A 15,463-nucleotide genomic window follows, 5' to 3' on the forward strand; every position below is an offset into this window, starting at 1 on the left:
GTTGCCATGAGCAACCACGCTGATTGAGCGTCAGAACTAGCGCATAATTGCGCCAGACTCTTCTGGCGCAGTTGGCACATGATGCACACCCCGACCTCCCCGCGACGCCCCCGCTGGCGCAGCCTGGCCCTTCTGGCAGTGTGCCTGGCGCCGCTGCTGTGGCCGCTGCATCACCTGGCCGAACGCTATTACCAGGACCAGCTCGCCTCGCAGAATCGCCAGACCCTCGACCTGTACGTGGCCAACCTGCTCGGCACCCTGCACCGCTACGAAACCTTGCCGCAGATCCTCGGCGAGCTGCCGGCGCTGCGCCAGGCACTGGCCGATCCGTTCAAGATCGAGGCGATCACTAACGCCAACCGCGTGCTCAAGGACATCACCCGCCAGACCGGCGCCGAGGTGATGTACCTGATGGACGTCAGCGGCAACACCCTGGCTGGTTCCAACTGGGATAAACGCGACAGTTTCGTCGGTCGCAACTTCGCCTTCCGCCCCTATTTCATCGAAGCCATGCAGGGTCGCCTGGGGCGCTTCTTTGGCCAGGGCACCACCTCGGCCAAGCGCGGCTACTTCTTCGCGGCTGCGGTGCGCGATGGCGAGCGGGTGATCGGCGTGCTGGTGGTCAAGGTCGACCTCGACCACACCGAAACCCTCTGGGGCAATACCCCCGAGCAACTGCTGCTGACCGACCAGAACGGCGTGGTGGTGCTGACCTCGCGCCCCGACTGGCGCTTCCGTGCCACCCGCCCGCTGACCCCGGCCGAGCGCTCGGCCATGCTCGCCATTCAACCCTACCCGACCCAGGCACCGCAGCCGCTCAACCTCAACCCCGAGGCCTGGCTGATCCAGACCCGTGACATCCAGGAAACCGGCTGGCAGGTGAGCATCCTTGCCCCGCACATCCTCATCGACCGCTCGGTGCAGACGGTCATGGCGATTGGCGCCGGCGCGCTGCTGGTGTTGATCCTGCTGACCGGTTTGGTGATGCAGCGCCGGCGCCACTATATCGACCGCATCGATCTCGAAGCCCGCGGCCGGCAAGACCTGGAAAACCGCGTGGTGGCCCGGACCGCCGACCTCGAAGGCCTTAACGCCCTGCTGAAAAGCGCCGTGCTCGAGCGCGAGAGCGCCCAGCAGGAGCTGGTCCGCGCTCAGGACGAGTTGGTCCAGGCCGGCAAGCTGTCGGTGCTCGGCACCATGTCGGCAAGCATCAGCCACGAGCTCAACCAGCCGCTGGCGGCGATCCGCAGCTACGCCGAAAACGCCGAAGTGCTGCTCGATCATGAGCGCACCGAAGACGCTCGGGGCAACCTCAAGCTGATCGGCGAGCTGACCGGGCGCATGGCCTCGATCATCGCCCACCTGCGCGCCTTTGCCCGGCGTGATCGCCATGCGCCGGAAAGCGTCGCCCTGCAGCCCGCGCTGGACGACGCCCTGGCCCTGCTGGCCAAGCGTCGCCGGGCGATGGCGGTGGAGCTGATCCGCGACCTGCCGGACGCGCCGCTGTGGGTTCAGGCCGGCGAAACGCGCCTGCGCCAGGTGCTCGGCAACCTGCTCGCCAACGCCCTCGATGCGCTCACCGAAAAAGCCAACCCACGCAAGTTGTGGCTGAGTGCCGAACGGCGCGACGAGCACGTCTACCTGTACATTCGCGACAACGGCCCAGGCTTTACCCGCCAGGCGTTGGAGCGCGCCAAAGAGCCGTTCTTCACCACCAAGACCCGCACCCAAGGCCTCGGCCTGGGCCTGGCGATCTGCGAGAGCCTGATGCTCGCGCTGGACGGTGAACTGCTGCTCGGCAACCACCCTGAAGGTGGCGCCCTGCTGACCTTGCGCATGCGCGTGGCCAAGCCCGGCGCGACCCTGCCCACTTCGGAGGACCCCTCGGCATGACGCCCGAGACGACACTGATCGACAGCCGTACCCAGGTGATCCTGGTCGACGATGACCCGCACCTGCGTCAGGCCCTGGGCCAGACCCTCGACCTGGCCGGGCTCAAGGTGGTCACCCTGGCCGACGCCCAGGGCCTGGCCGAGCGCATCGAGCCAGACTGGCCGGGCGTGGTCGTCAGCGATATCCGCATGCCCGGGATCGACGGCCTGCAACTGCTCGAACACCTGCGCGGCCGCGATCAGGAGCTGCCGGTCTTGCTGATCACCGGCCACGGCGACGTGCCGCTGGCGGTGCAGGCGATGCGCGCCGGGGCTTACGACTTCCTCGAAAAACCCTTCGCCAGCGACGCCCTACTCGACAGCGTGCGCCGCGCCCTGGCCCTGCGCCGGCTGGTGCTGGACAACCGCAGCCTGCGCCTGGCCTTGAGTGACCGCCAGCAACTGTCGACCCGTCTGGTGGGCCAGTCGCCGTCGATGCAGCGCCTGCGCGACCAGATCGGCGCTCTCGCCGGCACCCGCGCCGATGTGCTGATTCTGGGTGAAACCGGCGCCGGCAAAGAGGTCGTCGCCCGCGCCCTGCATGATCTGTCCAGCCGCCGCGATGGCCCATTTGTGGCGATCAACGCCGGCGCTTTGGCCGAATCAGTGGTCGAGAGCGAACTGTTTGGCCACGAGCCCGGCGCGTTTACCGGCGCGCAGAAGCGCCGCATCGGCAAGTTCGAATTCGCCAATGGCGGCACGCTGTTCCTCGACGAGATCGAGAGCATGAGCCTGGATGTGCAGGTAAAACTGCTGCGCATGCTGCAGGAGCGGGTGGTCGAACGCCTCGGTGGCAATCAGCTGATCCCGCTGGATATCCGCGTCATTGCCGCCACCAAGGAAGACCTGCGCCAGGCCGCTGACCAGGGCCGCTTCCGTGCTGACCTGTATTACCGCCTGAACGTCGCGCCGCTACGTATCCCGGCACTACGCGAGCGCGGCGACGATATTCTGGTGTTGTTCCAGCACTTTGCCGATGCCGCCAGCCAGCGCCACGGCCTGGCCCCGCACAGCCTGCAACCGGCGCAACGGGCGCTGCTGCTGCGCCATGACTGGCCCGGTAACGTCCGCGAGCTGCAAAACGCCGCAGAACGCTTTGCCCTCGGCCTGGAACTTGCTCTCGACGGCCAGCAGGCACCCGCCACGGCCAGCGCCGAGCCGCTGCTCAGCGGCAACCTCAGCGATCAGGTCGAGCAGTTCGAGCGGTCATTGATTGCCGCCGAACTGACCCAGCCACACAGTTCCATGCGCAGCCTCGCCGAAGCGCTGGGCGTGCCGCGCAAAACCCTGCACGACAAGCTGCGCAAGCACGGCCTGAGCTTTGCTGATCATGCCGGCGGCGCTGACGATCACGAGGACTCGCGCCCATGAGCGACGACCGCCAATACCTGCAAGACGTACTGCACAGCGACATCCCGCTGACCCGCGAGATGGGCCTGCAAGTGCTCAGTTGGCAAGACCAGTGCCTGCAACTGCAGCTGCCGCTGGAGGCCAACGTCAACCACAAGAGCACCATGTTTGGTGGCAGCCTGTATTGCGCAGCGGTGCTGGTCGGTTGGGGCTGGTTGCACCTGCGCTTGCGCGAGGCGGGTATTGCTGACGGTCATATCGTCATTCAGGAAGGCCAGATCAGCTATCCGCTGCCGGTCACCGGCGCTGCGGTTGCCCGTTGTCAGCCGCCTGAAGACAAAGCCTGGGAGCGCTTCGTGACGATGTACCAGCGCCGCGGCCGTGCGCGCCTGACGCTGGATACGGTGGTCAGCAACAGCGGCAGCATTGAGCCCGCCGTCACGTTCAGCGGGCAGTACGTGTTACATCGTTGAGGCGAGTTTGATCAGTGCCTGGCGCCATGGGGCGGCGCTGGGCAAGGCCAGGAAAAATGGGTTGAGCAGCGACTCCCGCGCCGGGTAACGGAACGGCTGGCCATCCAGGCCGATCACCTCACCGCCAGCGCCTTCGAGCACGCCTTGCGCGGCAGCGGTGTCCCACTGCGAGGTCGGCGCCAGGCGCGGATAACAATCGGCCGCACCTTCGGCCAGCAGGCAGAACTTCAGCGAGCTGCCGACGCTGACCAGGTCCAGCTCACCCACCGCACCGCTCAAGCCAGCCAACAGTGCTTCCTGCTCTGGGCTGGAGTGACGGCGGCTGGCGACCACCGTGAATTGGGCGTCGGCAGGTGGCGCAGTGCGCACCTGAATTGGCTCAGCTGGCGCGTCCTGATCGGCACGCCAGGCGCCCAACTCGTGACCACCAAAGTAGCAGCGGTTGTTGGTCGGCATGCTGACCACGCCAAACACCACTTCGCCCTGCTCGATCAGGGCAATGTTGACGGTGAACTCTTCGCTGCCAGCAATGAATTCCTTGGTCCCGTCCAGCGGATCGACCAGCCACCAGCGGCTCCAGCCGGCGCGTTCGGCCAGGGCAATGTCGCAGTCTTCTTCCGACAGCACCGGGATTTGCGGCGCCAGCGCCTGCAAGCCTGCAGCGATGACGTGATGGGCTGCCAGATCGGCAGCGGTGACCGGCGAATCATCCGCCTTGGACATCACCGCCACATCAGCGCGCCAGTGCGGCAGGATCGCTTCGCCGGCAGCCAGCGCCAGCTTGACCACTTCGTGCATCAGTTGTTGATCATTCATACGCTGAGCAACCCGCGCTGGGTGAGCATGTCACGTACCAGGTACAGCGCCGCCAGGGCGCGGCCTTCGCTGAACTGCGGGTGCATCGCCAGGGCCGACAGCTCGCGCAGGTTGACCTTGTCCACCCCCATCGGCTCCGGCTCGTCGCCTTCCAGGCGTTCCTCAAAGAGGTCGGTGGCCAGCACCACCTGGATCTTCTGGCTCATGTAGCCCGGCGACAGCGACAGCTCGGTCAAATGTTCCAACTGACGTGCGCCAAAACCGGCTTCTTCCTTGAGCTCGCGGTTGGCCGCTGCCAGCACATCCTCGCCCGGTTCGATCAGGCCCTTGGGCAGCGACAGCTCGTATTCGTCGGTGCCGCCGCAGTATTCCTCGACCAGCACTGCATGCTCGGCGTCGAGCATCGCCACGATCATCACCGCGCCATAGCCATTACCGCGCCCGACCAACCGTTCGTAGGTCCGCTCGACACCGTTGGAAAAGCGCAGCTCGACGGATTCGACCCGGAACAAACGGCTACTGGCGACGATTTCGCGGCTGAGGACGGTGGGTTTCTGGCGCATGGGGCAGCTCCTTGGCGTGAACGGGTTACTATACCGTGGCTAGCCGACTGATCGAGAGTTTCCCATGCCTGTTCTTCCCTGGTCTGCCATCGACACCGTTCTGCTCGACATGGACGGCACCCTGCTCGACCTGCACTACGACAACCAGTTCTGGCTGCAGCACCTGCCCCAGCGCTACGCCGAGCTGCACGGTATCAGCCGGGCGATGGCCGAGCTCGAGCTGCAACCGCTGTTCGAGCGCAATGCGGGCACACTGAACTGGTACTGCCTGGACTTCTGGAGCCAGGAGCTGAACCTGCCGATCCGCGAGCTGAAGCAAGAGATCGCCGACCTGATTGCCCTGCGACCGGATGCCGATACGTTTCTGGCGGCGATTCGCAAGGCGGGCAAGCGGGTGGTGATGATTACCAATGCCCACCGTGACTCGTTGTCGTTGAAGTTGGAGCGGGTGGAGTTGGCGGGGTATTTCGAGCGATTGATCAGCTCGCATGATTACGGTTACCCCAAGGAAAGCCCGCTGTTCTGGGATGCGCTGCAGGCCGATATTGGTTTTGATCCGGCGCGCAGCTTGTTCATTGATGACACTCTGGCGATTTTGCGCAGTGCGCAGCGGTATGGGGTGGGGCATCTGCTGGCGGTGCGGCAGCCGGACAGCAAGGCGGCGCCGCGGGATACTCAGGAGTTTGCGGCGGTTGAGGATTATCGGGAGTTGTTGGCTGGGCTCTGAGCCTGGCGCGAGATTGCCGGGGGCGCTTTGCGCCCCTTTCGCGACACAAGGCCGCTCCTACACCGACCGCGTCGTGTTGACTTGCGCGGTCCCCTGTAGGAGCGGCCTTGTGTCGCGAAAGGGCCGCAAAGCGGCCCCAATCCACCGATCCAACCCCGTAAGACATTTCCCAAACTGCAACCAAATGCTTCAAATCGGCGTCGCTTCGGAACTATCCTACGCGCCTTGCCGAACCTTCGCTGTTGTCGGGGAAATGCCTCAGGGATAACGTCCTTGGGTCGCCGTTCCAAGGTGACCGGGTGTGAGAAACCCGATTCGAAAGCAAATTGGCAAGTCAGTAATGGCGGCCGTGCGCGGGCAGACTTCGGTCTGGCCGAGTTTCCTTGCTTCCTCGGTTTTCTCACCCCACGCACGGCTGCCACCCAAACTCGTGAGAAAGGTTCAGGTGGTGGTTTCCTCGAGAAGCTAAGGACCTCAGCCATGAAGAAAATCGTACCCGACCCACCCACTACAACCCTCTTCTACGCCTCCATCCACCCCGACCTGTACCCACCTGACGCTCTCGCCCACACCAGCGAACTGCTGCGCGGCGTGTCGGCGACCCTGGAACAACACTGCCGCAACCACCCGGGCCAGCCGGGCACCTGCATGCTGGCCAACGCCAGCCATTGCACCGACACCGCACGCGCTTTGGTCGAGCACGTATTCCACCGGCTGCAGGCACGCCAGGAGGCACTGCCATGAGCGATCACCCACGCACAGACGTCACTGTCGGCGTCGAGACGTTTTTCGAGGCGGGCGAAAAGCCCTGTCATATTTTTCGGGTGATGCCGGGGGTGCCGTTCGAGCATGCCTATGAGCAAGTGTCGGTGCTGCTTGGCTATATCAAGCACCTGGTTCGCGAGGGCGATATGGAGAATGATCACAAGCTGCTGGGGGCGGCGGATTATTTGAGTGCGTTTGCCAAGGCGATCATGGATGACATTGAGATAGCGCGGAATCGGGTGCACTGACGGGAGCACTGGTATTTGACATCCTGGGGGCGCTTTGCGCCCCTTTCGCGACACAAGGCCGCTCCTACAGGGGACCGCGCACTCCCAGACGACGCGGTCGGTGTAGGAGCGGCCTTGTGTCGCGAAAGGGCTGCAAAGCAGCCCCAATACGCCGACCTGAATTCCTTACTCCGGAATCCGCAACACCTGCCCAACATAAATCTTGTCCGGATGCGACAACATCGGCTTGTTAGCCTCAAAAATCTTGTTGTACTTGTTCGGGTCACCATAAACCCGCTTGGAAATCGCGCTCAGCGTATCGCCGCTCACGACCGTTACGAAAACAGCCGCCTTAACCACCGGCCCGGTCACGGTAATCTGGTCGTCAACGCTAGCCACGCCATGGATATTGCCCGCCGCCAGAATAATCTTCTCCTTCTCCTCCTGGCTGGTTACTTCGCCCTTGAGCGTGATCTTGTCCCCATCAACCGTAGCGGTGATGTTGGGGTTACCCAGCCCCACCTTGCTCACGTGCTCCTTGATCTGCTCTTCGGCATTGGCATTGCCAGGCGTGAGCAGGTCGATCAACTTCTCGCCGGCTTCCTTCACGAAACTGAATAGGCTCATTGCGCGCTCCTTGTTGATAAATCCTCGGAACGGCAAGTCTAGGACAGGTTTGCCCAACCCGCCCGGGTGCGACCAATCGACGCGCTCTATCACGGCATAGAACCTTGCGATTAGACGGCGCCGACGCACAAGCCTAGGCTTGTGCACTAATGAGCCAGACGGTACTGCGCCCGATGAACAGCAAACCTCCGGTCTGCGCGGCGTCCACTGCACTGTCCCTGCCTGCCGCCAGCAACACCTACGACTACGTCCAACTCAGCGATGCCGAGCGTGCCAGCACGCCGCTTGCCGAAGAAGTCGCGCTGGCGATCGCCTACAACGGCCTGAGCCAGGCAGTGATGCTGGTCAGCCCGACCGATCTGGAAGATTTTGCCGTCGGTTTCAGTGTCGGCAGCGGCATCGTCGAAAGCACCGATGAAATCTACGACGTGAAGCTGTCTGGCAGTGGCTCGGCACTGTACGCCGACCTGGAGATTTCCAGCCGGGCGTTCTGGAACCTGAAAAACCAGCGCCGCCAGTTGGCCGGTACCAGTGGCTGCGGCCTGTGTGGTGTCGAGGCGCTGGAGCAAGCGCTGCCAGAACTGGCCAGCCTGCCCGGTGCGCCGCTGCCGCCGGTCGAGTGGCTGCACGACCTGCGCCGGCGCATCGATCAATTTCAACCACTGGGCCAGCACTGCGGTGCTGTCCATGCGGCATTGTTCATGAATGGTGAAGGTGAGCTGTTGCTGGGCCGGGAAGACATCGGCCGGCACAACGCCCTGGACAAGTTGATCGGCGCCTTGCTGCGCGAGCAGATCGACACCCAGGGCGGCCTGGCCATCGTCACCAGCCGCTGCAGCCTGGAGCTTATCCAGAAGGTGCTGCGCGCAGGCATCCAGACCCTGGTCAGTTTGTCGGCGCCCACCGGCCTTGCCCTGCAATGGGCGCGCAAGCATCAGCTCAACCTTATTCATCTGCCCAAACACAGTGCACCACGGGTGTTCAGCCCCGTGGCGGAGTCGAAATCGCCGTGACCTCGCATCAGAAGCTTCCGCAAGAACAAACCCCACCTCGCTACAAGCCCTACAACGGCGCCGCCGGCGGATGGGGTGCACTGCGCAGTGTGGCCAAGGCCTGGGTTGGCAGCGACAACGCGCTGAAGAACATCCGCGCCCTGCTCAAGACCAACCAGAACGGCGGCTTCGACTGCCCGGGCTGCGCCTGGGGCGACTCACCTGAAAGCGGCATGGTCAAGTTCTGCGAAAACGGCGCCAAGGCGGTCAACTGGGAAGCTACCAAGCGTCGTGTCGATGCGGCCTTCTTCGCTCGCCACAGCGTGACCTCGCTGCTTGAGCAGAGCGACTACTGGCTCGAGTACCAGGGCCGCCTGACCGAGCCGATGCTGTACAACCCGGCCAGCGACCGTTACCAGCCGATCGACTGGGACAGCGCCTTTGCCCTGATCGCCCAGCACCTGAACGGCCTCACCAGCCCGGACCAGGCCGAGTTCTACACCTCGGGCCGGGCCAGCAACGAAGCGGCCTACCTGTATCAGCTGTTTGTCCGCGCGTTCGGCACCAACAACTTCCCGGACTGCTCGAACATGTGCCACGAAGCCAGCGGCGTGGCCCTGGGCCAGAGCGTCGGGGTCGGCAAAGGCACGGTGACCTTCGATGATTTCGAGCACGCCGATGCGATCTTCGTCTGGGGCCAGAACCCCGGCACCAACCACCCACGCATGCTCGACCCGCTGCGCGACGCGGTCAAACGCGGAGCCCAGGTGATCTGCGTCAACCCGCTCAAGGAGCGTGGCCTGGAGCGCTTCCAGCACCCGCAGAATGCGCTGGAGATGCTCACCAACAGCGACCGCCCCACCAACTCGGCGTACTTCCGCCCTGCCCTTGGCGGCGACATGGCACTGCTGCGCGGCATGGCCAAGTTCCTCCTGCAGTGGGAGCGCGAGGCGCAGGCCAAGGGCGAGCCGGCGATCTTCGATCATGTGTTCATTGCCGAGCACGGCCACGGCATCAACGAGTACCTGGCGGTGGTCGATGCCACCCCGTGGGACCAACTGCAGGCCCAGTCGGGCCTGGAACTGGCCGAGATCGAACAGGCTGCGCGCATGTACTGCAAGGGCAAGCGCGTGATCATGTGCTGGGCGATGGGCATCACCCAGCATCGCCACTCGGTGCCGACCATTCAGGAAATGGTCAACGTGATGCTGCTGCGCGGCAACATCGGTCAGCCCGGTGCTGGCCTGTGCCCGGTGCGCGGCCACAGCAACGTGCAGGGCGACCGCACCATGGGTATCAACGAGCGGCCGCCAGCGGCGCTGCTCAATGCCCTGCAACAACGCTTCGCCTTCCCGGTGCCACGTGCCAATGGCCACAACACCGTCGAAGCGATCCACGCCATGCTCGATGGCCGCTCCAAGGTATTCATCGGCCTGGGCGGCAACTTCGCCCAAGCCACGCCAGACACCGCGCGCACCGCTCAGGCGCTGCGCAACTGCGACCTGACCGTGCAGATCAGCACCAAGCTCAACCGCAGCCATTTGATGCACGGCAAGCAGGCGTTGATCCTGCCATGCCTGGGCCGTACCGACATCGACATGCAGGCCGATGGCCCGCAGGCGGTCACCGTGGAAGACTCGTTCAGCATGGTCCACGCCTCCAATGGCCAGCTCAAGCCGCTGTCCAAACAGATGCGCTCCGAGCCAGCAGTGATTGCCGGCATTGCCGCCGCAACGCTGGGCAAGCGCCCGGTCGACTGGCATTGGCTGGTGGCTGACTACGACCGGATTCGTCAGCTGATCGCCGACACCATCCCCGGCTTTGCCAACTTCAACCAGCGCCTGCAACACCCGGGCGGCTTCTATCTGGGCAACAGCGCTGGCAGCCGCAAGTGGCAAACCGCGAACGGCCGCGCCAACTTCAAGGCCAACCTGCTGCCCGACTCGCTGCTTGATGAGCGCGTACGTGCCAGCGGCCAGTTGCCAGACCTGATCATGCAGTCGATGCGCTCGCACGATCAGTACAACACCACTATCTATGGCCTGGATGACCGTTACCGTGGGGTCAAGGCGCAGCGCGATGTGCTGTTCGTCAACGAAGCCGACATCATTCGTCTGGGCTTCGCGCCTGGGCAGAAGGCCGATATCGTCTCGCTGTGGGACGATGGCATCGAGCGCCGTGTACGTGGCTTCACTCTGCTGGCCTACGACATTCCGGCTGGGCAGGCGGCGGCCTACTATCCAGAGGTGAACCCGCTGGTGCCGCTGGAGAGCATTGGTGATGGCAGCCATACGCCGACCTCCAAGTTCATCGCGATCAAGCTGGAGCGTGCCAGCGACACCGGTCGGATCCTCTGACGGCCTAGCCTCATCGGCTTTCTCGAGACCAAAAAAAGCCCTGTCCGCAATGGTCAGGGCTTTGTCTCAAGTAACGTATGACAGGCAAAAAACGATTAAGTTTCATACTGAAAACAGTAACTTAGAGAATTGTGTACAACTCGTGTTACTCGTCGGATTTCAATTGCCAGAGCGCTCGCAGAGCCTCAAATTCGCCCTCGTCATCCCTCTGAGGTTCTCTTGATGAAGAAGTACTCCTCGATTCTGTTGTTGTCTTTTGGCTTGCTCAGCGGCGTTGCCATGGCAGGCGGCACAACTGAAGCAGGTATTGGCGGCGCACTGGGTGGGGTACTCGGCTCAGTGGTCGGCCAGCAGCTTGGCGGCAGCACCGGCGGCGCGATTGGCGCAGGCCTGGGCGGCGCAGCCGGCAGCGCGGTCGGTGCCGATAAACGTCAACGCGGTGAAGCCGCAATCGGTGGTGCCCTGGGCGCAGCCGGCGGTAACGTGATTGGCCGCAGCGTAGGCGGCACCAACGGCAGCTACATCGGTGCAGCCGCTGGCGGCGGCGCAGGTGGCGCGCTGGGTAACTACATGGGCAACAAGGCCGATCAAGACGAGCGCGACGACCGCCGTTACCGTCGCGGCTACGATGACCGTCGTCACTACGACCGCGGCCACCACTATGGCCATCGCAAGCACAAGCCAAAACGCCACTGGCGTCACTGATAGCCAAGGGCTTTGCCCAGGCATCAAAAGGCCCCGCCCCTCCCGGCGGGGCCTTTGCATTTGTGCCCTTTAAAGGTTGGGCCGCAGGCCTGCAAGTGTCGCCTGCATGGCCTCAGACAGCACCGCAGGCTGGCCTGAGCTGCGCTCGATGAACACCTGCACCAGGCTGCCCGCCGCACACGCCTGGGTCTCGCCCGGGCGGAACAGCGCCAAACGATACTCCACGGTACTGCCAGCCAGCCGCGTCACCCCAAGGCCCACTTCGAGCACATCCGGAAACGCCGGCAAGGCGTAGAAGTCGGCTGCCGAACTGATCACCAGGCCCGCCAAGGCACCGTCACGCAGATCGAGCTCGGCCTGCTCTACCAAGAACGCCTGGATCGCAGTTTCGAAAAAGCCATGCACAGTGGCACCAGCGATGTGGCCGTTGACGTCGTTGTCTTGCGGACGGGTGAGGATTGGGTGGAAGTGGTTGAAGTCGGAGCGCAGGGGGGATTCGGTCATGGATTACCACGCAGGTTGATTACATGAAGCCGCTTCAGTCATCGTAGTGAAAACGACATTGCAGGATCGTGAGCGTGCCGCTTTCGTAAAAATAGACCATGCGATGCTCGCGGGTGATCCGCCGAGACCAGAACCCAGACAGGTCACCTTTCAGCGGCTCAGGCTTGCCGATTCCTTTGAATGGACTACGCAGACACTCGGAGATCAAGGCGTCCAGCCGCTGAAAGACATCGGCATCGTTCGAAAGCCAGTGGTTGTAGTCTTCCCAGCCTTCCGAGGTAAATGCGATGCTTGCGGTGTTACGGGCCTCAGTCTTGTTGCGTTGTTTGGACTTCGTGCTCATTGATAGTCAGTTCCTTGGTAATCGCCTTACCGGAACGGATCTGAGCGATGGAGGAGCGCAGACGCTTGGCGTTTGCAGATGATCCCAATAGGTACATGGTTTCGCGCATGCCGTTGTAATCGTCCAAAGAAATCATCACCACGGGCTCACCGCGCTGGCGGGTGATGACTGCTGGCTCGTGATCTCGACAGACGTCATCCATTGTCTGCTTCAGGTCGGCGCGAGCCTGGCTAAAGGTCAATACATGCATTGGTCAATCCTTTCCAGGCAGCGCCTGGAGCAGGTGTTTCAGAAGGTGTTTCGCTTCAACAAACGCTCGTGGAGCGCTTGATCAGACGCGGATCATTGTACGATACTTCGTACATACGTCAACAAGGCAAATTCCGCGCATAAAAAAGCCGCCCCTAAGGGCGGCTCTCTATCCAGCGTACCGGTTAAAGCTTACAGCTTCGGCCCGGCAGCCTTGATTGCGCCGGAAACGTCAAACTTCTTGAAGTTCTCGATGAACAGTTTGGCCAGACCTTTGGCAGCCTCGTCGTAGGCAGCCTTGTCTTCCCAGTTGGTACGTGGGTTGAGCAGGTTGGTATCAACACCTTCAACGGCTTTCGGCACGTCGAGGTTGATGATGTCCAGGTGTTCGGTTTCGGCACCCACCAGCGCGCCGCTCTGGATCGCAGCGATCACAGCACGGGTGGTCGGGATGCTGAAGCGCTTGCCAACGCCGTAGCCACCGCCGGTCCAGCCGGTGTTGACCAGGTAGACCTTGGAGCCGAAGCCGTTGATGCGCTTGATCAGCAGCTCAGCGTATTCGCCAGCAGGACGCGGGAAGAACGGCGCGCCGAAGCAGGTGGAGAAGGTCGACTTGATACCGCCGCCCGAACCCATCTCAGTCGAACCGACCAGCGCGGTGTAACCCGACAGGAAGTGGTAGGCCGCTTGCTCGTTGTTCAGGATCGACACTGGCGGCAGTACGCCGGTCAGGTCGCAAGTCAGGAAGATAACGGCATTTGGCTCGCCGCCCAGGTTCGCTTCGGAACGCTTGGCAACGTGCTCCAGCGGGTAGGCTGCGCGGCTGTTCTGGGTCAGGCTGACATCAGCGTAGTCGGCGTGCTTGGAAGCGTCGTCGATGACCACGTTTTCAAGGACTGCGCCGTGCTTGATGGCTTTCCAGATGACCGGCTCGTTCTTCTCGGACAAGTCGATGCACTTGGCGTAGCAGCCGCCTTCCATGTTGAAGACAACGCCTTCGCCCCAGCCGTGTTCGTCGTCACCGATCAGGTAACGGCTTTCGTCGGCCGACAGGGTGGTCTTGCCGGTGCCCGACAGGCCGAAGAACAGGGTGACATCGCCTTCTTCGCCGATGTTGGCTGCGCAGTGCATAGGCAGTACGTCAGCGGCCGGCAGCAGGAAGTTCTGCACCGAGAACATGGCTTTTTTCATTTCGCCGGCGTAACGCATGCCAGCAATCAGCACCTTCTTCTGGGCGAAGTTGATGATCACGCAACCGTCGGAGTTGGTGCCATCGCGCTCAGGCGAGCATTCGAAGTTGGCAACGTTGAGCACTTGCCACTCATCACGACCGGCCGGGTTGTATTGCTCCGGGTTGATGAACAGGCAACGACCGAACAGGTTCTGCCAGGCAGTCTGGGTGGTCATGCGCACTGGCAGGTAGTGCTCGGCGGCAGCACCTACATGAACGTAGGACACAAAATGGTCCTGGGCGTTGTTGAACGCTTCAACGCGAGCCCACAGGGCATCGAACTTGTCGGCCGGGAACTTGCGGTTGATCGGGCCCCAGGCAATTGCCTCGGTGGTGCTGGGTTCGTCGACGATGAAACGGTCAGCTGGCGAACGGCCGGTGCGGTGACCGGTTTTCACGACCAGTGCGCCAGTATCGGCCAGCTCGCCTTCACCGCGGGACAGCGCTTCTTTTACCAGCTCATCGACGCTCAGGTCGGTGTACACGGTGTTGTTGGCTTGCGTCATGAGATACCCCATCCGGCCCGAGGCCGAGTGCTCCAAACGTTTTGTAGTGGTCCGAAAAAAACGACTACAGCGAAAAAAGTGGCCGGATTATGCCAGAAAAGCCCAAAAAAAGTAGACCCCTCCTGTCAGAACTGCGGTTTATTGCAGAACGACAGGAGAATCCACTGCAATTAAACGTTTCAGTGACGTGTTTCTGCTGCGCCGCTTGTGCCGCCGCCAGCAAACAATTGCGTAACGTCGGTCGCATCAAACAGATAACGCTGATTGCAGAACTGGCAATCGACCTCGATTTGGCCACCATGTTCGACTACCAGCTGCTGAGCGTCTTCCTGACCGAGACTGACCAAGGCATTGCCTGAACGTTCCCGCGAGCAGCTGCAGCGGAACTGCAACGGCTGCAGGTCGAAAAGACGCACGACCTCTTCGTGATACAGGCGATGGAGCATGGTTTCGTTGTCCAGGCCCAGCAATTCCTCGGCTTTAACAGTGTTCGCCAAAGCCTTGACGTGGTTCCAGCTTTCATCGCGCTCGTCGCTGTCTTTCTGACGGTCGGCAGGCAGCTGCTGCACCAGCAAGCCACGCGCACGCGAGCCGTCGGCAGCCAGGGTGATGGTGGTGTTGATCTGCTGCGACATGACGAAGTAGTTGGTGAAGCACTCCGACAGGTCCTTGCCGTGCAGGTCGACCATGCCCTGGTAGCGCTGACCGTTGATCGGGTCAACGGTCAAGGCCAGCACGCCGTCGGGCATCAGGTCGGTAAGGGTCGCGTCAGCGGCGATCTGGTCCGCCTCATAGCGGGCCAGGCCGCGGATGTCATGCTCGCTGGAGCATTCGATCATCAGCAACGGCACCGGCCCTTCCGAGCGTGCCTGCAGGATCAGCAGGCCATCGAACTTGAGGGTGCCGACCAGCAGCGCGGCAGCGGCCATCAGCTCGCCGAGCAGGAGCGCGACCGGCTGTGGGTAGGGGTGCTTGGCCAGCACTTCGGCGTAACTGCGCTCCAGTCCGACCATCTCGCCACGCACGTCGCGGTCGTCGAACAGGAAACGTTGAGTGAAATCGGTAGCAGGGAGGTCGCTCATAAGGTTCTGGCTATC

The 15,463-nt window shown here is 62.6% G+C and carries 17 protein-coding genes; 9 read left to right on the plus strand and 8 right to left on the minus strand.

Annotated features, from left to right (window positions below; all coding sequences use genetic code 11):
• The first annotated feature begins 78 nt into the window (after positions 1-78).
• Genes ACQZ2L_RS15420 through ACQZ2L_RS15430 form a run of 3 tightly spaced genes read left to right on the plus strand, consistent with a single transcriptional unit; the run spans position 79 to position 3,754 of the window.
• Complete coding sequence (locus tag ACQZ2L_RS15420; protein ID WP_430326837.1) at positions 79-1,893, plus strand: sensor histidine kinase; 1,815 nt, start codon at positions 79-81, stop codon at positions 1,891-1,893.
• Positions 1,890-3,302, plus strand: coding sequence for a sigma-54-dependent transcriptional regulator (locus ACQZ2L_RS15425; RefSeq protein WP_430326838.1), 1,413 nt, complete (start codon positions 1,890-1,892; stop codon positions 3,300-3,302). The genes ACQZ2L_RS15420 and ACQZ2L_RS15425 overlap by 4 nt, the downstream gene beginning before the upstream one ends.
• A complete protein-coding gene (locus ACQZ2L_RS15430) occupies positions 3,299-3,754 on the plus strand; it encodes a YiiD C-terminal domain-containing protein (protein WP_430326839.1) in 456 nt (151 codons plus the stop codon). Before ACQZ2L_RS15425 ends, ACQZ2L_RS15430 begins: the two co-directional genes overlap by 4 nt.
• On the opposite strand, the gene cysQ is transcribed toward ACQZ2L_RS15430, so the two are convergent.
• The gene (gene cysQ / locus ACQZ2L_RS15435) at positions 3,743-4,570 is read right to left on the minus strand and encodes a 3'(2'),5'-bisphosphate nucleotidase CysQ (RefSeq protein ID WP_430326840.1); all 828 of its coding nucleotides are present in this window, start codon (positions 4,568-4,570) and stop codon (positions 3,743-3,745) included. The two genes, ACQZ2L_RS15430 and cysQ, sit on opposite strands and share 12 nt — an antisense overlap.
• Positions 4,567-5,133 (minus strand): ADP compounds hydrolase NudE, encoded by a 567-nt coding sequence (nudE, locus tag ACQZ2L_RS15440; protein WP_430326841.1) that lies wholly within the window; start codon positions 5,131-5,133, stop codon positions 4,567-4,569. Before nudE ends, cysQ begins: the two co-directional genes overlap by 4 nt.
• A 64-nt stretch (positions 5,134-5,197) precedes the next feature.
• Between nudE and yrfG the strand changes: the two genes are divergently transcribed.
• The 3 genes from yrfG to ACQZ2L_RS15455 all read left to right on the plus strand — a co-directional run bounded on the left by yrfG (position 5,198) and on the right by ACQZ2L_RS15455 (position 6,873).
• The gene (gene yrfG / locus ACQZ2L_RS15445) at positions 5,198-5,860 is read left to right on the plus strand and encodes a GMP/IMP nucleotidase (protein WP_186700522.1); all 663 of its coding nucleotides are present in this window, start codon (positions 5,198-5,200) and stop codon (positions 5,858-5,860) included.
• Positions 5,861-6,340: 480 nt separating this feature from the next.
• The gene (locus ACQZ2L_RS15450; protein ID WP_430326842.1) at positions 6,341-6,604 is read left to right on the plus strand and encodes a hypothetical protein; all 264 of its coding nucleotides are present in this window, start codon (positions 6,341-6,343) and stop codon (positions 6,602-6,604) included.
• Positions 6,601-6,873 (plus strand): DUF3077 domain-containing protein, encoded by a 273-nt coding sequence (locus ACQZ2L_RS15455; RefSeq protein ID WP_314876439.1) that lies wholly within the window; start codon positions 6,601-6,603, stop codon positions 6,871-6,873. The genes ACQZ2L_RS15450 and ACQZ2L_RS15455 overlap by 4 nt, the downstream gene beginning before the upstream one ends.
• A gap of 165 nt (positions 6,874-7,038) precedes the next feature.
• Here the strand turns inward: ACQZ2L_RS15455 and lysM are convergent, their stop codons facing one another.
• Positions 7,039-7,479, minus strand: coding sequence for a peptidoglycan-binding protein LysM (gene lysM, locus ACQZ2L_RS15460; RefSeq protein WP_430326843.1), 441 nt, complete (start codon positions 7,477-7,479; stop codon positions 7,039-7,041).
• A gap of 173 nt (positions 7,480-7,652) precedes the next feature.
• On the opposite strand from lysM, the gene fdhD reads away from it, so the two are divergent.
• The 3 genes from fdhD to ACQZ2L_RS15475 all read left to right on the plus strand — a co-directional run bounded on the left by fdhD (position 7,653) and on the right by ACQZ2L_RS15475 (position 11,533).
• Positions 7,653-8,492 carry a formate dehydrogenase accessory sulfurtransferase FdhD gene (gene fdhD / locus ACQZ2L_RS15465; RefSeq protein WP_430326844.1) on the plus strand — a complete coding sequence of 280 codons (840 nt, stop codon included), beginning with the start codon at positions 7,653-7,655 and terminating at the stop codon, positions 8,490-8,492.
• The gene (locus tag ACQZ2L_RS15470) at positions 8,489-10,828 is read left to right on the plus strand and encodes an FdhF/YdeP family oxidoreductase (RefSeq protein ID WP_430326845.1); all 2,340 of its coding nucleotides are present in this window, start codon (positions 8,489-8,491) and stop codon (positions 10,826-10,828) included. The genes fdhD and ACQZ2L_RS15470 overlap by 4 nt, the downstream gene beginning before the upstream one ends.
• 222 nt (positions 10,829-11,050) lie before the next feature.
• Positions 11,051-11,533 (plus strand): glycine zipper domain-containing protein, encoded by a 483-nt coding sequence (locus tag ACQZ2L_RS15475; protein ID WP_430326846.1) that lies wholly within the window; start codon positions 11,051-11,053, stop codon positions 11,531-11,533.
• Between the two features lie 69 nt (positions 11,534-11,602).
• Here the strand turns inward: ACQZ2L_RS15475 and ACQZ2L_RS15480 are convergent, their stop codons facing one another.
• From ACQZ2L_RS15480 to hslO, 5 genes are all read right to left on the minus strand, one after another.
• Positions 11,603-12,037, minus strand: a complete 435-nt coding sequence (locus ACQZ2L_RS15480; protein WP_430326847.1) for an acyl-CoA thioesterase — start codon at positions 12,035-12,037, stop codon at positions 11,603-11,605.
• A 34-nt stretch (positions 12,038-12,071) separates the two neighbouring features.
• Entirely contained in the window at positions 12,072-12,380 is a 309-nt protein-coding gene (locus ACQZ2L_RS15485) for a Txe/YoeB family addiction module toxin (RefSeq protein ID WP_430326848.1), read from the minus strand.
• A complete protein-coding gene (locus ACQZ2L_RS15490) occupies positions 12,346-12,630 on the minus strand; it encodes a type II toxin-antitoxin system Phd/YefM family antitoxin (protein ID WP_430326849.1) in 285 nt (94 codons plus the stop codon). Before ACQZ2L_RS15490 ends, ACQZ2L_RS15485 begins: the two co-directional genes overlap by 35 nt.
• Before the next feature lie 191 nt (positions 12,631-12,821).
• Positions 12,822-14,366 (minus strand): phosphoenolpyruvate carboxykinase, encoded by a 1,545-nt coding sequence (locus ACQZ2L_RS15495; RefSeq protein ID WP_430326850.1) that lies wholly within the window; start codon positions 14,364-14,366, stop codon positions 12,822-12,824.
• Between the two features lie 179 nt (positions 14,367-14,545).
• Positions 14,546-15,448 carry an Hsp33 family molecular chaperone HslO gene (gene hslO / locus ACQZ2L_RS15500; RefSeq protein WP_430326851.1) on the minus strand — a complete coding sequence of 301 codons (903 nt, stop codon included), beginning with the start codon at positions 15,446-15,448 and terminating at the stop codon, positions 14,546-14,548.
• Between the last annotated feature and the right edge of the window lie 15 nt (positions 15,449-15,463).

Source organism: Pseudomonas shirazensis (genome assembly GCF_050496565.1).
GTDB lineage: Bacteria > Pseudomonadota > Gammaproteobacteria > Pseudomonadales > Pseudomonadaceae > Aquipseudomonas > Aquipseudomonas shirazensis_A.

Excerpts from the sequence above, each read along its gene's own strand:
- nudE (WP_430326841.1), bottom strand. The coding sequence starts at position 5,133 with ATGCGCCAGAAACCCACCGTCCTCAGCCGCGAAATCGTCGCCAGTAGC.
- ACQZ2L_RS15420 (WP_430326837.1), top strand. The coding sequence starts at position 79 with ATGATGCACACCCCGACCTCCCCGCGACGCCCCCGCTGGCGCAGCCTG.
- yrfG (WP_186700522.1), top strand. The coding sequence starts at position 5,198 with ATGCCTGTTCTTCCCTGGTCTGCCATCGACACCGTTCTGCTCGACATG.
- ACQZ2L_RS15490 (WP_430326849.1), bottom strand. The coding sequence starts at position 12,630 with ATGCATGTATTGACCTTTAGCCAGGCTCGCGCCGACCTGAAGCAGACA.
- ACQZ2L_RS15425 (WP_430326838.1), top strand. The coding sequence starts at position 1,890 with ATGACGCCCGAGACGACACTGATCGACAGCCGTACCCAGGTGATCCTG.
- ACQZ2L_RS15485 (WP_430326848.1), bottom strand. The coding sequence starts at position 12,380 with ATGAGCACGAAGTCCAAACAACGCAACAAGACTGAGGCCCGTAACACC.
- fdhD (WP_430326844.1), top strand. The coding sequence starts at position 7,653 with ATGAACAGCAAACCTCCGGTCTGCGCGGCGTCCACTGCACTGTCCCTG.
- lysM (WP_430326843.1), bottom strand. The coding sequence starts at position 7,479 with ATGAGCCTATTCAGTTTCGTGAAGGAAGCCGGCGAGAAGTTGATCGAC.
- ACQZ2L_RS15495 (WP_430326850.1), bottom strand. The coding sequence starts at position 14,366 with ATGACGCAAGCCAACAACACCGTGTACACCGACCTGAGCGTCGATGAG.
- ACQZ2L_RS15450 (WP_430326842.1), top strand. The coding sequence starts at position 6,341 with ATGAAGAAAATCGTACCCGACCCACCCACTACAACCCTCTTCTACGCC.
- ACQZ2L_RS15430 (WP_430326839.1), top strand. The coding sequence starts at position 3,299 with ATGAGCGACGACCGCCAATACCTGCAAGACGTACTGCACAGCGACATC.
- hslO (WP_430326851.1), bottom strand. The coding sequence starts at position 15,448 with ATGAGCGACCTCCCTGCTACCGATTTCACTCAACGTTTCCTGTTCGAC.
- ACQZ2L_RS15475 (WP_430326846.1), top strand. The coding sequence starts at position 11,051 with ATGAAGAAGTACTCCTCGATTCTGTTGTTGTCTTTTGGCTTGCTCAGC.
- cysQ (WP_430326840.1), bottom strand. The coding sequence starts at position 4,570 with ATGAATGATCAACAACTGATGCACGAAGTGGTCAAGCTGGCGCTGGCT.
- ACQZ2L_RS15480 (WP_430326847.1), bottom strand. The coding sequence starts at position 12,037 with ATGACCGAATCCCCCCTGCGCTCCGACTTCAACCACTTCCACCCAATC.
- ACQZ2L_RS15455 (WP_314876439.1), top strand. The coding sequence starts at position 6,601 with ATGAGCGATCACCCACGCACAGACGTCACTGTCGGCGTCGAGACGTTT.